General features: G+C 32.2%; 6 protein-coding genes. 3 read left to right on the forward strand and 3 right to left on the reverse strand.

The window, feature by feature from the left end:
• From U9R23_06635 to U9R23_06645, 3 genes are all read right to left on the reverse strand, one after another.
• Nucleotides 1–4,859: C25 family cysteine peptidase (locus U9R23_06635; GenBank protein ID MEA3476095.1), on the reverse strand; the 4,859-nt coding region annotated here is incomplete at its 3' end.
• 387 nt (nt 4,860–5,246) lie between these two features.
• Nucleotides 5,247–6,158 (reverse strand): PorV/PorQ family protein, encoded by a 912-nt coding sequence (locus tag U9R23_06640; GenBank protein MEA3476096.1) that lies wholly within the window; start codon nt 6,156–6,158, stop codon nt 5,247–5,249.
• A gap of 152 nt (nt 6,159–6,310) precedes the next feature.
• Nucleotides 6,311–7,636 (reverse strand): amidohydrolase, encoded by a 1,326-nt coding sequence (locus U9R23_06645; protein MEA3476097.1) that lies wholly within the window; start codon nt 7,634–7,636, stop codon nt 6,311–6,313.
• Between the two features lie 209 nt (nt 7,637–7,845).
• Between U9R23_06645 and U9R23_06650 the strand changes: the two genes are divergently transcribed.
• The 3 genes from U9R23_06650 (at nt 7,846) to gcvPA (ending at nt 15,148) form a co-directional block, all read left to right on the forward strand.
• Nucleotides 7,846–13,371, forward strand: a complete 5,526-nt coding sequence (locus U9R23_06650) for a protein kinase (GenBank protein ID MEA3476098.1) — start codon at nt 7,846–7,848, stop codon at nt 13,369–13,371.
• Nucleotides 13,372–13,581: 210 nt separating this feature from the next.
• Nucleotides 13,582–13,704: a hypothetical protein gene (locus U9R23_06655; protein ID MEA3476099.1), complete on the forward strand. Its 123-nt coding sequence runs from the start codon at nt 13,582–13,584 to the stop codon at nt 13,702–13,704.
• 67 nt (nt 13,705–13,771) lie between these two features.
• Nucleotides 13,772–15,148: an aminomethyl-transferring glycine dehydrogenase subunit GcvPA gene (gene gcvPA / locus U9R23_06660; GenBank protein MEA3476100.1), complete on the forward strand. Its 1,377-nt coding sequence runs from the start codon at nt 13,772–13,774 to the stop codon at nt 15,146–15,148.
• Nucleotides 15,149–15,221: the final 73 nt, after the last annotated feature.

Genomic DNA, 15,221 nt, shown 5'->3' on the forward strand with positions numbered 1-15,221 from the left:
GGATAGTTCTGATAGAGGGTAAATTCTTTCGGGAATTCAATTCCTGCTCCTGTGCCTAATCTTACAATAGCATAGCTTTTATTATCAAGAATGATTGGCTCTTTTACAAAAGCATCTTTCATTTCATTATACACAAAAGCAGGGATGCTTCTTTTTCCACCTTTACCATAAGTTGCTATTTGAAAAGTTAGTTCATTAAAGTCTTTATTTCCTGTAGAATCTTCTTCTATGTATGCGGGGATAAATACTGGATACCCTTCCACTACACTGGCTCCAACGCATTCATCTCCAAGGAACACACCTATCTCATCTATACCGGTAACAGCTTCCGTACTATCAACAAATATCGGCATATAGTCTGAGTTTTCCTGATAACCAAATACTACTGTTTCTGGTTTCTCGTAAGGTTCAGCAGGTGCTAAAGGAAGCCCCCAGGTAAAACTGCAATCCTCTGATACACCCACTACATAAGATTTTCCATAGTCAACAGTAGGACAAACAGCCGGTGGTTGAGCTTGTTGTTGTTTATCAAATAGAATAGTCCAATTTTGTGCCTTAATATAAGTAAGCTTATCCCATACCTGTGAAAAAGCATCCTGAGGTTTCATACTATGCTCAATAAAATAGCCAATCCAATTTCCATATTCTGCCTCTGCTTCCATTGTTATTACTGCATCAGGGTCTTCAAGAAAACCTGAAATTGGCAAAGTGTCAGGTGCATTCATCTCTATCTTATAACCATCTACACTCCGAAAATCTCCTATTTCATTTTCCCATGCCATACTATCAGGGTTCCAATAAATCCTTACGAATTGGTTAACTTCATTTAGCCCGATAACTTCTTCCATATTATCCAGTATTGGATCCAGTATTTCTAAGGCATCCACATTTCCTATTGTTACTGTATCCCGAACAGGAAATGAGAACCAGTTCCAGTCTTCATAGAGGGTTCTGTAATCATAATTGTGGGTTGTTGCAGGGATAGCGCCCATATCAGGTAGGGTATTATCTTCATCCCATTCGGTCTCTGGGTCCCCTGTGTCTATACAGGCACTGCGGACAGAATCATTCCAGGTTAATGAGTAGTCGCCACTGGCAGTATCTGCAAAGCATGGGTTATCAGATATGTTGCCATCACCATCCCATCCTACTTGAATATCTGAATAAGTTACTGTAACAGAACTGTATGTATCTAAATAAATTTCTTGAGGAGTATTGTTCCATAAGATACAATTAACTAAATTTGGACTGGATTCACAAATATTTATTCCTCCACCAGAATCGTTCGCAATATTATTACTGATGGTCACATTATTTAAACTCGGACTTGAACCACTACAGTAAATCCCAGCACCAGAACTAGCAGTATTTCCAATAATGATAAGATTGTTTAAACTTGGATTCGAACTACTGCAGTAGAGACCTCCACCTCTTTCAGCATATCCATTAGTAATGGTAAATCCACACAAAATAGCTGTGGTATCTTCTCCAAGAGAAAATCTTATAACACTACCATCTTGATTGCCATTAATTATAGTTGAGTCAATGTAGGAATAATCTTGAGTTGTAAGGAACAGACTGGTAAGTGTAATATTTTTCCCATTAAAATTTACATTTTCGTAATAAGTTCCAGGATAAACCAAAATTGTATCACCGTCAACACAAAAACTATTATTTATCGCATCCTGTATACCAGGATATTCACCAGGAACTTCTTTAACATAATCATGGGGTTCAAGTTCAAAAAGTATCGTCATATCCTCTTCAACCACAACCACTGTATCAAGTACTTCATAGTCCTGTGCTTTTATAACAAATAAGTAAGTATAGCTTAAAAGCTCTATAGTGAAAGTGCCATTTGGGTTAGACTCAAGACTGTCTATTAAATCGTGATTATCGTTTGTGTATATTTTAACATTTGCGATACTTGGTTCGCCATTTTCAAAGAGAATAATGCCAGTCACGGTATGAGTGTCTGCAGGTTCAATTTCTATATCAATTATATTTTCACCATATTCTACAAAATAAGGCTCTTCATAAGGCTCATAACCATATTTTTCTACTATAAAGTTATATTCTCCTACTAATATTGATATATTGGATTCATATTGACCGATATCTTGGCCATCATCATTTGTAATAACGATAATCACTGGATCCCATTCCGTAGTGAATACTTTAACCCGGGCATCTCCCACTCCAACGCTGTTTGTATCAGTCACTATTCCTGACACAGTGCCATAAGCTTCTATAATAGGAAATTCTGCTGAGTAGATATTGTAATTTGTTTTAGTAATCATTCCAGTTACTTTGCCCAGCTCTTCCGGAATAATTTCCATACTATCTTCTGTTGTGCTTTGCCAATCATTTTTATTCACCTTTGCCCAAAGCATACAACCCTCTTCTTCAACAGTATAATGTAAGATGCCAGAAAGGTTCATTGCAAATGTATCACTTAAACCGAACTCAGTTGTTACTGTTAAATCAGGATTTGTCAGGTCCAAACCATTTATAACAGATATAGCCTCATCAAAAAGGTAATATGCCTCTCCAGGTTTCCAACCTCTGATTCTGACAAATTTATCTCCGCCATATTCTGCACCAAAATTAAGAACACAAATGCCGTTTTCATCAGTTATTCCCAATGTGTCACCAAATACTCCGGGACCATATGCTTCTACATTAACATCAGGAAGCGGGGTTCCTCTAACATCTTGGAAAACCGTAACTGTAACTTCTGTTTGTTCATTTATAGGGATTGACTCAGGTTCTATTACAGCATAAGTAAAATGAATCACAGGTATTTCATCTTCATAGAAATAATAATTATGAGACCAGATAGATAAGGTGGCCGTTCCGGTATCATCAGGAGGATTAAAGATGTTAAGTTCTGCTGAACATCCAGCCAAATCACCTTTGGCAATGATTTCATTGTTAAAATGAAGTGCAACCCTACCTGTGTCGCAATTAGTCCAAGGAATTTCAAAACTTTCCTGTCCTATGAATAGTACATCATTGTATATAGCTGAGATAGTATCCGGAAAATCAGTCCAGAGTTCTAAAGCAGGGTCTCCAAAAACATTCAATTCATAACAGCACCATCTATGTGCATAAGAGGTATCAATAAAAGAGATTGAATGTTCTTTTGAATATTGGTTTGCTGCACAAACTCCATAAATTCCATTACCGAAAATAGCATCTATATACTTCCTATGAAATACCTGTGAAGGACCATTTGTTCCACCAGGTTGTCCCCATCCATAACGAGAATTAGCTATAAAAGTAGATGCAGCAGTTTCCATAGTCGTTATCTTCTCAACAAAGCAATCATCAACATAATTCATATTAGAAGTACGGTTATCAAAAGAGCCCGAATAACAAGCCTGAGAGTAGCCGTTAAAGAAGTTATGCCTGGTACCGTTATTTGTTATATTAGAAGGAATTAAGTCAGTATTATAAATACCCAGGCATTTATTCACGTAACCATGACCTAGATGATTAACAAGATTAGGTCCGTTACTAAGAAGTGAAAACAAGTGCTCGGGGCCCCATGGCTCAATCTTGAAATAAAGTTTTGTAATATCCCAATAAATAGGTATACCAATTGTTGTATAGTCGCTCGAGTCACACTCACCTATCAATTCATCCATGTAATCGCCAGCAAATACCTCCCAATAAAGATTTTCACCGATCAATAAAGCGCTTTGCAGTTTGTATGCCACAGGTATTTCTAAATAAGTAACGGTCTTGTTTATGAAATTAGATATCTCTGTAGAATTATTTACACAAATCCTTCCAATATAAAATTCTGCAAGAAGGTCTGCTTCATTGGGCTCACCCCACATATCATCATTATCATTATTCCAGTCTGGGCCACCACCTGGTGCGTCCGTACTATCCAGACATGCAAAGTACATATCACTAGGTATATTGTAATCAACCCAGACTCCCCAAACATTACCATATAAGCCACGATATGGCATTATATCTGTGTCGCCACCGAGCAGTACAAATTGAAAAGGATTCTGAGCGTACTCATCTTTGAAATAGTTTCTTAGCCTATCTGCATCATCCACACCACTATAGGAAGATAGAATATCTCGAATTAGTGTAATTTTTGTTTGATAGCCTCTTTGTTCATGAAAATCTGCTAATGGCTGGAAATCATCAGCATATTCTTCTGATGTTACTATTATGTAGTCATAAGCCCTATCAGGTCTCTCTTTGGTTATATTGTAGAATGCATCTTTATCATCATAATTCTCTACAAGTATTTTGAGTCGTTTTTCAATCTCTGGATTCTCACATAAGAACTTATCAGCAGCAGTCGCAGCAGCATCGCTATATTCTGTTTCCACAATAACAGTTATTTCCTCAAAATATGATAACTCACCTGTTACAGGAATGTAAGTAAAAGGTGTAATTGACAAAAACCCAATTGAATACCCAGCAAGGTAATGAGTACTAAAATCTGTATTCTGCTTTGCAGGAAATGGTTCTGAACTCCCATAAATATCAGGATCAGGTTCAGTAAACTCATATCCACTTGTGTCACTAATAGGTACTGACCGTTGGATCGGATATACAATGTGTTCACCCAAATCAATTTCGTTACCTTTTTCAATAAGAACATTTGTTATATTTTCATTCTGTGGAATCAATAAACTTATACCTCTATATGGAAGTGCAGGATATCCGGGAGTTCCTACTACAACTCCATCGGTAATTTCTATTCGGGTATAAATACTATCAGGAGTTAATAATGGTTCATCAAAATAATAGGTTCTTGTTATCATCCCTGCAAAACTTACACTTGTAAGGATAAGTGTGAATATTAGTATGTTTATTATCTTTTTCATTTTTCCTTCAATATTTTTGTTTTTTTAAACTCCATTAGAAAAAAGTTATCTAACAGCATAAACTAATTTTTTATCGTAAATCCCTTTTGGTTAATATAAATTTTTTGTCTTAATGTATTGGACAGATGCCTATCAATTAAATTAACCCTGTTAGATATCTCCGATATCTTTGGGTGATGTTTACCCCTTTGGATATAGAATGTTATCCCATAGCAAAAAAGGTTAATGAATAACAGACATCTAACGGGGTAAACATTTTTTATGAACCTCACAAAAGAATTATGGGGTTCGCCTATTTATGGCATTAGCTTATTTATCAGAAGTACCTGCTCACCAAAGGAAAATCCTTCGGATTTCAGTTGTTAATCTCTTTTTTAAATTCGTCAACTAAAAATTATATCCCACAGAAAGCTGATGAATAAAGCCTAATTCCCCAAAAGAATTAATTGCATAATCAAAATTATATTCTTTCCATTTAAAGCCAAATCCTGCTGAGATTCCAGATAAAAAATCTATGTTAGAACCTACATGCCAATCAGTTGCATTAGTCCGATATCCACATCTTAATTTTAGATTACTACGGAGGTTTGTTTCATACCCAATAGTGCCGTAAAAATCATTGTCCATCGGTTTGTTAATATCCAATGTAAGAAATCCATTATTAAGATAATATGCAAAACCAGCAGCAAAATAGATTGGTAAATCTTCTTTCTCAGAATCAAACTGTGATATTTGCTTGCCGAGATTTTTTGCTACAACTCCTAATTTCAATCTTGGATTTGTTGTTTGGTGTAATATGGAAATATCACCAGCTATTGCTTGAGATGAATATTCATCAATAGTCTCAGATATAAATTTTATATTAATTCCCCAGTTCAAAATTTCTGATAGGACTTTTGCATAAGAAAAACCGAGCAACACATCAGAGGAACCAAAAGTGCCAAGCGGGATAAGTTCGTTGTCGTCATCTATGCCAGTTTTTGGAATATTGCCAATACCAGCGAATTTGGAAAAAATCGCTATTGTGGATTTATCTGAAATGGGCAATACAAAGCTTGCTGCACCTCCATTAAATCCTGCAAAATAATTAAGATAAGTAATCCCTAATTTCTTGTTTTTTACTTGTGGTAAACCTGCTGGATTCCAGAAGGGTGCTAACTCATCATTTGATAATCCATAAAATGCATTCGCCATAGCTGAGCCACGAGGTCCAATAGGTATCTTAAGAAAATTAAATACAGATGTTCCTGCATCATTATGAATTGCAAAAAGTGGTTGCACTAAAAATAAAACTAACATTAAAAGCGTTATTATTTTCATATTAACCTTTCAATTAATAAGCATAATTTCTGAAATATATTTAAGATTCTTCATTTTGGTAAATTTTTGAAATTTCTTTTATTTTGTCAATAACTATTATTCAAAATTTATTATTTATTATGAAAATTATTTTAATGTCCAAAATCTTTTAGTATCTTTTTTCTATAAAATTTTGCACGATCAATTAATTCATCCTCATCAACATTAACAAGTTCTCTATTTTCCATAACAATTTTCCCATTAATAATCACATCCTTAACATGTTCGCTTGATATTGTATATACTAAATGAGAATAAACATTATACATTGGAACAGTGTCCAATTGGTTCTTATCAATCAAAATAATATCTGCTTTTTTGCTAATTTTTAGAGAACCTATTTCTGAATCTTTTTTAAATGCTTTTGCTGAATTGATTGTTCCCATTTTAACAACTTCAATAGCCGGTAAAAAAGTTGGGTCTTGATTATAAGCCTTATGCAACTTTGCAGTAAAATCCATTTCTTCTAATATACTTAAATTATTATTACTTGCAACACCATCGGTTCCCAAACAAACATTTATCCCATTTTCCAAATATCTTTTCATAGGAGCAAAACCGGAAGCCAATTTTAAATCACTTTCTGTAGTTATTGAAATGCTAACACCTTTTTCACACAACAATTTCATTTCATTATCACTTACCCAAATCCCATGAGCCCCAATATTATCCTCACCTAAAAATCCTATATCCTGAAGATATTCAATCGGAGGTTTGCCATTTTGCTTTATACAATTCTCAACTTCTTTTTCCGTTTCTGAAATATGTATATGTAAAAGCATATTATTTTTTCTTGCTGTTTTTGCAGAAAGCTTAAGCGTTTCTTTGCAACAGGCATAAATTGAATGAGGAGCAATTGCATAATCAATTAACTCATTATTTTCAAATTCTTTATGTTGCTTAGCTGAATAGTCAATAATTTGTTTTGGATTGGTGCAATTGGCAACAGGAAAATCCAGAACAACTTCTCCGATAATAGCACGCATACCTACCTTTGAAGCAGCCTCACCACATTGCTTTCCAAAAAAATACATATCATTAAACAGGACTATTCCATTTTTAACCATCTCAGCCGCACTATGCAACACAGAATTATATATAAATTCCTCGGATAAAAATTTTGCTTCCGAAGGCCAGATGTAGTCATTTAACCATTTATCTAATGAAAGGTCATCAGCCAATCCGCGAAAATATGTCATTCCAGCATGTGTGTGTGCATTTATAAATCCTGGCATCACAATTTTTGAAGTGGCATTGATAATTTTATCTGAATCATACTTTTGCTCAATGACTTTTGTTAAATCAATATCAATAATGCTCCCATCATTGATTGCAATAGCACCATTTTCAATAATCTTCAAATGTTTATCAACTGTAACAATAAGCCCATTTTTTATTAGAATATCAACTATCTTCATTGATTCTCCAGAAACAATATTTTCATCCTTTCTGTCTTCTAAATATAATTGTAAAAATTATATCTATTTAAAATTTTATTTAATTTAATTATTGACATAAAATATATTTTTAGATATTTTTAAATAATAAATTGTCAAGAATTTCAGAATTATCTCATAAAAAAGTTTTTTAGCATTAATTTTATATTTTTGAAAAATAAAGGAGAACTATGTCTTTAATAGCCTTGCATTATAAGATAAAAGAAAAAGTTGGAGAAGGAAATTTCGGGTCTGTATATAAGATAGAAGATATTGCTACTAAAAAAGCTTTTGCTATAAAAATCTTTGATAAAATTCCTATTGAAGATATTCGTGAAAAATTGAATCCTGAAATAATGAATGATATTACAAAATTATCTCACCCAAATCTTATTAAAATATATGATTATGGAGTTTATCAAAACAATTTATATTGTATTTCTGAATATTTTGAAGGTGAAAATCTTCAAAACTTCAGATTAAATGATAAAAATAAACAGGATTTCTTTCAAATTACTACTCAAATCTGTTATGCACTTGGCTATCTCCATTCCCATAATATTATACATAAAGACTTAAAACTTGAGAATATTCTTTTCAAAAGAGTTAATGGAGAACTCACGATAAAAGTTTTGGATTTCGGTTTTAACAAAATTATATCACAAACTGAGACCTACACTGAAGGAGAAGCAGTAGCTCAACAATATTTATCTCCAGAACTACTACAAGGAAATCCATTTTCTACAAAAAGTGATTTTTATGCTCTGGGTATAATTCTTTATTATTTAGGAGTTGGTACATTCCCTTTCTCTCTGGAAGAAATCAAATTAATGGCTGAAAAAAATTTCCCTAATATTATTCCGCAATTCCCGAGCAAAATAAATCCCGCTGTAGATCCAAAATTGGAAGATTTAATTTTTCAGCTAATTGAAGTTAATCCTGATTTGAGAGTTAATGACGCCTTTGAAATTATTAAATATATCAATAAAACCCAGGAAAAGAAATTCCCAATTTCCTTAGAACCATCTATTGCCAAGCAAATTGAATCTAAATCAATAAAATACAATAAAAAAAGAATTATGTTATTGAAAGATTATGTTGATGAAGCTTCAGCTGGAAATGGTAAGATAATCTTTATTACAGGCGAAAAGGGTATTGGAAAAAAGGAATCATTGCGTTATTTAAAATGGCATTTGCTTTCCGAAGATTGTTATACTTTCTATTATATCTGCAATAAATATCATCGTGACCCATTTTTTCTTTTAAGCAAAGAAATATATCTCTCCCAGAATGAGAAAGACAGACAAAAATTTGAAGATAAAGCATCAAAAAAATTTAGCGAATTCCTGTTCAGGTCAGAAAAAAAATCTCTAAAAATCTTAGAAAATGAGACTGATTTGATAAAAGATTTCACTTTAGTTAAAGATTATATCTATTCATTCTCAAAAATAAAGCCAATTATTTTTTTCGTCATTGACATTGATATGGCAGAGAAAGATACAATGGACTTTCTTGAATTTCTTTCAAAGGATATTTATTATTATCCAATTTTGATTGCTGTTAGTACATATAATACTTCATTAGTTGATAGAATAGAAAATGCCGAACAAATTAATATGCCGTTCCTTTCAAAAGCTGAAACAAATGAATATCTAAAATACTTACTTGAATTAGATTATCCGCAAAATTTTTTGAATCAGATTTATCATCTCTCAAATGGAAATCAAACATTTATAAAAAATCTTTTAATTTCACTCGTTGAAAACAGAATAATTATTAACAAAAGTAATGAATGGAATTTTGATATAGATATCAAAAAAGTAGAGCTGCCTTCTAATATTAAAACTTTAATACAATCAAAACTAAAAATAACCCCTAAAAAGATTAGTACCCTACTATCAAAATTAGCTACTCTACAAGTCCCACTTTCAACAGGAATAATTAGATACATACTTAATTTTGATACATCAAAAGCGCTCTTCTTTTTCCTCCAGCAATGTGAAAATCTTGAAATTTTAGTCAAAGATGAAAATTATGTTAAAGAAGGATATTATAAATTTGTTTATCCTGCAATTAGAGATATCTTGCTAAATAAGACATCCCTAATAGAAAAAAAATCCATTTCCAAAAAAACCGTTAATTATTTCAAAGATAAAAAGGTAACAAAACCTTCTATTATGGATGGTATAATCTATCACTGTGATGTTATAAAAGATTATGATTCAATCATTGACTATCAAATGGCAAAAACCAAGTATTTCTTTGATAAAAAAGACTTTCTAAATTCCTGGGATTCATGCTTATCTGCTGTTAAAAATTTAGAGAAAATAAACACTAAAAAACTAAACACAAAAATAAAAGAATGTATTACATTTCTAATGAAAATCAGTATTATCCTTGAAAAATGTGAGATAGCAATAAAATCTTATCAATTCTGGCAGAAGTCAATAGCTGGGAATTTTAAAATTTTATGGCTTTATAGTAAATTGCTTTCAAAATGCAATAAATATAATCAAGCACTAAAAACATTAGAATCTGCAGAAAAGGTTGCATTGCCAGATGAAATTAATGATATTTTAATATCCAAGATAGAAATCTATACATCCTCTGCTGATTATTCAACTGAACAATCAGCTGAACTTATGCAAAAAATCAGTTTAGACAATCTTTCTCCAAGACAGAAGATTGATTTTCTTACTCAGAAAGCTAAGTATCAATATACCTCTACAAAGTATAAAGAAGCTATAGATAATTTAAAAATAGCAGAAAAAATCTCACAAAAAGCATCAATGCCATTTCAGCTTGGAAGAATTTGTAAACTTATAGGCGATAATTACAATATTCAAAATATATTACCAAAAGCCATTCACTATTATGAAAAAGCTACAGGTATAAGCAAGAGTGAAGGGGATATTTTTAATCTTGGAAATATATACTCTTCCTGGAACATGGTTGACCTTAAGAAAGGAAATCTCAACAAAGGCATAGAAAAAAGTAAGAAAGCTTTGCATAATTATGAAACCTTGCAATATCTTCCAGGTATTGGTGAGGTAAATCTTATTCTTGCACGAACTAATTACAAATTAGGAAAATTTCGCGAATCAAATAAATATTTCAAAAATGCTTTGAAAGTTGCGCATGGGATAAAAGATAGTAAATTAGAAAAAGAAATTCTTTGTAGATATTCCTTTCTAAAACTTAAAATTTCTTCGCCCATAGCTTTTATGAACTTCCTGCACAAAAATTATCCTGAATACTTCAAAAATGATAAAATAACATCAATTAATTCATTTCTTAAAAACTATATATTTTATCTTGTTCAGACCGGAAAAGAAGAACACATTGAAAACATTCTCCAACAAATTGAAAATCAACAAGTGGATTATAACTTAGAAAAAGAATTTATACTACAGGCTTATGGTTGCGTTGAAAGGTCCAAAGGTAATATTATGGCTTCAATAAATTATTTTAAAAAAGCTGCAACAATTTCTAAAACTAATGAGAATGAATATGCTCTTATGATTAACAACTTTAATATATCCGATTCATATTATAGGAAAGGAGATATTAATAAAGCAAAAATCTATTGTGACCTGGCGGAATCTATTGCTTCTAAAAATAGTTTTGCTCGCTGGCAAAATAAGGCTAGAGTTTTACAATCCAAAATCCTTCTTAAAAATAAAAATATTCATTTGCGAACTATCCTAAATAATCTACTGTTAGCTGAAAAAATTGCTAAAGAAATGAAGGACTGGACATTAATATGTGAAAGCCAATTATTTATTATGTTAATTTATAGGGTCTTGCACTCATATAAATTTGAGAAAATCTATAAAAGAAAATATTTACACCAAATCACACTGCTAACAAGAGGGTTAGATAAAAAAGACCAACAATTATTTAAGGAGAATTTTAATTATTCTCTTGCAGAATCAAATAGAAAAATAAGAGAATTGATTATCCCTCGTACTCATATCTCTGCTACAAGGCTTCAACATAAATTTCTTGATTTATTACACCTTACTAGTTTAGAACAAATAAAGTTTTATTTGGAAAAGTATATAAAGGAAATATTGGGTATCAAAAGATTCGCTATTCTGCTTTATGAGGAGAAAAAAACGGTTGGAGAATTCTGGTTAAACATTGGTTTTTCCAGAAAGTCTTTGGAAAGTGACCATCAACCATATCTTGAAAAATTAAGAGAGGAGATGAAGCAAGAATATTATAAAGTGGGAAAGATTCATTATTGCTTAACTCCACTTATGATTAAAAATGAAATAGTAGGAATGATTATTTTATCTGATAATGGTGAGATGCCTTTTACAAAAACTGAAAAATTAACAATTAAACTCTCAAGTTTCTATCTTACAATTATATTGAAAAAAATTGAAGAGTATAATGAAATTTTAGAACAAAGCAAACAACTCGCAAACCTTCTTACTATTAGTAGAGATATCTTACAAATTATGGACTTAGAAGAGCTTGAGAACCAAATAACTTTAAGTGCTTTGCAATTTACTGGAGCGGAACGAGGCTTTTTTATTGCTCTTGATGAAAATAATAACTTTATGTTCAATGCAGCATTCCTTAAATCAGGTGAAAGAATTGAAAAAACTAATTTAGAAATAAATAAGGAGATATTAAAAGATGTGTATGATGCTGGAATGCCTTTTACATATACAACTGCTGGACAAAAAGCAAGTTACACTGACTTTGGTATTACAAAAAACTACGGTGTGCGTTCCGTACCACCGACTAAATCCTGTTCAATATATTGTGCACCTATAAAGGAGAATAAATCTATCTTTGGATTCTTATACTTAGATAATCTTGGCAGTAAACAAATAACATTGAAATTTAATGAAAAATTATTAGAGATTTTCCTGTTAGCCATAGAGACTTCAATAAAAAATTCATTAGATTATAGAAAGTTATGCAAAGCAAATGAAGAATTACTTAAAGTTGACCAGGAAAGAGCTGATTTTATAAACATCTCATCGCATGAATTCAATACACCAATTCAAATATTGAAAGGATATCTTGGTATTCTTAAAGATGAAGATATCTCACCTAAAATAAAAGCAAATACCTTAAGAATTATGGAAAATAATATAAATAGATTGATTCACTCAATTAATAATACTTTACAGATGAATGTGCTCGAAAAAAGTACCTCTAAATTAGAAAAAGAATCGCTTGATATAAAAGATATTTTGAAAATCGTTTATGATGAAATAAAAGTTTTATCTGACAGACGAAAGCAGAAATTGACTTTGAAAATTGCAAAAGATATTAAACCTGTGTATGCTGAGAGAATATGTTTGATAAATGCAGTAAAAAATCTCGTCCTTAATGCTATTAAGTTTACTGATGATTATGGAGAGATAATCATAGGTGCAAGAACATCTAAATTCAAAAATGAAAAAATCAATAACAAAGATTCTCTTATAATCTATGTTCAGGATAATGGAATCGGAATTCCATTCTATGAATTAAAAAATATTTTCAAGGAATTTTATGAAGTTGCTGATATTAAAGCTCATCACTCTGGATTGACAGAATTCAAATCCTCTGGATTGGGCTTAGGACTTCCTGTAACAAAATCAATAGTAGGACTATTTGGTGGCAAAATATGGGCTGAAAGTGTAAAAGGAGAAGGTTCAACTTTCTTTATTGCATTGCCTTTATCAAATGATGAAAATCAAGATGATGAATAAATGCTGAAAAGTAATCTCAATAGATTTACTGACGCTAACTTAAGATGATAATTAGTAAGATGCGAGTGCTTTACGACTTATCATATTTTACAGAATGAGTCTGAAATAAAAGAAATTTGTCATTACTGTTTTCCTTCAGTTATGGATAAAAAATTTGACACCATTAACAAACAAAATACAAATTCTCACAAAATCTATTCAGGAAAATAAATGAGCCATGAAATCACCCTGTTAGATAACATCTCATTAGATAGCGAGTATCTACCGGGACAAGAGCATCTAACAGGGCAAGCACGAACTATCACGCATCTCCCGATGCATCAAGATAAATAAAGAAAAAAGTTAGTGTTTGTTCGTGTTAGTTAGTGGCAAATCCGCCAGCTGGCGGATAGGAGCACTAATGCCATTCATTTCAAATACAGATGAACAAAGAAAACAGATGCTTCAAGAAATTGGAGTAGATAGTTTTGAAGAATTGCTGAACGGAATTCCAAAGGACTTATTTATAAAAGGAAAATTGAACTTATTAAATCCAATGTCCGAAATGGAGATAGCAAAACATATTACTAATCTTTCTGAGAAAAACATCAATACAAATCAGATGGTTTCTTTTTTGGGTGCTGGTATTTATGACCATTTTGTGCCTGCTGCAGTAAATTATATTATCGGGCGTCCAGAGTTCTATTCTGCTTATACGCCTTATCAAGCAGAAGTAAGTCAAGGAACCCTTCAATTCATTTATGAATTTCAAACAATGATATGCGAACTAACAGGAATGGAATGTGCAAATGCCTCAATGTATGATGGAGCAACCGCGGCTGCAGAGGCAATTTTGATGGCAATTCGTCATACACGCTGTAAAAAAATTCTCATTTCCAGTCTTATTCACCCCTCTTATAAAGAAGTAATCAAAACTTATACATCATCGTTAGAAGTAGAATTGGTCTACATTCAACAGAAAGATGGAAAAATCAATATTCAAGAATTAAAAAGCCAGATGGACGACTCTATTTCTGCTGTGTTTATCCAAACCCCAAATTTTCTGGGCTGTATTGAAGATATGAAATCTATTGAGACAATTGTCCATTCTTATAAGAATTGTTTACTAATAGCATCAGTTGACCCTATTTCACTTATGTTATTCCATGCTCCATCAGAATACAACGCAGATATTGTTATTGGTGAAGGACAGGTTTTAGGAAATATGCAGAATTTTGGTGGACCACTTTTCGGATTTTTCGCAGCAAAAAAGAATTTAATCAGAAAAATGCCTGGTAGAATTGTTGGTGCAACTCATGACAAAGATGATAGAAGGGGATATGTTCTCACATTACAGGCTCGTGAACAGCATATTCGTAGAAATAAGGCTACCTCTAATATCTGCACAAACGAATCTCTCTGTGCTTTAGCGGCAACTGTATATATGGTTTTGATGGGTAAAAAAGGCTTACGAGAGGTTGCCACACAATCAACTATTAAAGCTCATTATCTTTTTGAAGAAATATGTAAATTAGATGGATTCTCGCCAGCATATAGTTCTGCATTCTTCAAAGAATTTGCTGTAAAAACTGAAGAAGAGCCAAAGAACATAATTGAAGAAATGAAAAAGAAGGGTTTCTTTGCTGGCGTTGATATAACCCCTTTCGGATATGAAAATCAAATTCTAATGGCTGTTACCGAGAAACGAACAAAAGAAGAGATGGATAATTTGATAAAAGCACTTACCACTGAGGTTCATCCCTGCCCGCCAAGGCTTGGCAGGCGGGCTTCGCAGTAGCAGTCCTACTGCTACGGAGAATGGACACGGAGTACACAGAGATAAATTTTGTATTATGAAAAAAGATTAAAAG

The sequence above is a fragment of the Candidatus Cloacimonadota bacterium genome (assembly GCA_034722995.1).
In the GTDB taxonomy this organism is placed as follows: Bacteria; Cloacimonadota; Cloacimonadia; order JGIOTU-2; family JGIOTU-2; genus JAGMCF01.

Coding starts and splice junctions, on each gene's coding strand:
- U9R23_06640 (MEA3476096.1), bottom strand. CDS start 6,158: ATGTTAGTTTTATTTTTAGTGCAACCACTTTTTGCAATTCATAATGAT.
- U9R23_06645 (MEA3476097.1), bottom strand. CDS start 7,636: ATGAAGATAGTTGATATTCTAATAAAAAATGGGCTTATTGTTACAGTT.
- U9R23_06650 (MEA3476098.1), top strand. CDS start 7,846: ATGTCTTTAATAGCCTTGCATTATAAGATAAAAGAAAAAGTTGGAGAA.
- U9R23_06655 (MEA3476099.1), top strand. CDS start 13,582: ATGAGCCATGAAATCACCCTGTTAGATAACATCTCATTAGATAGCGAG.
- gcvPA (MEA3476100.1), top strand. CDS start 13,772: ATGCCATTCATTTCAAATACAGATGAACAAAGAAAACAGATGCTTCAA.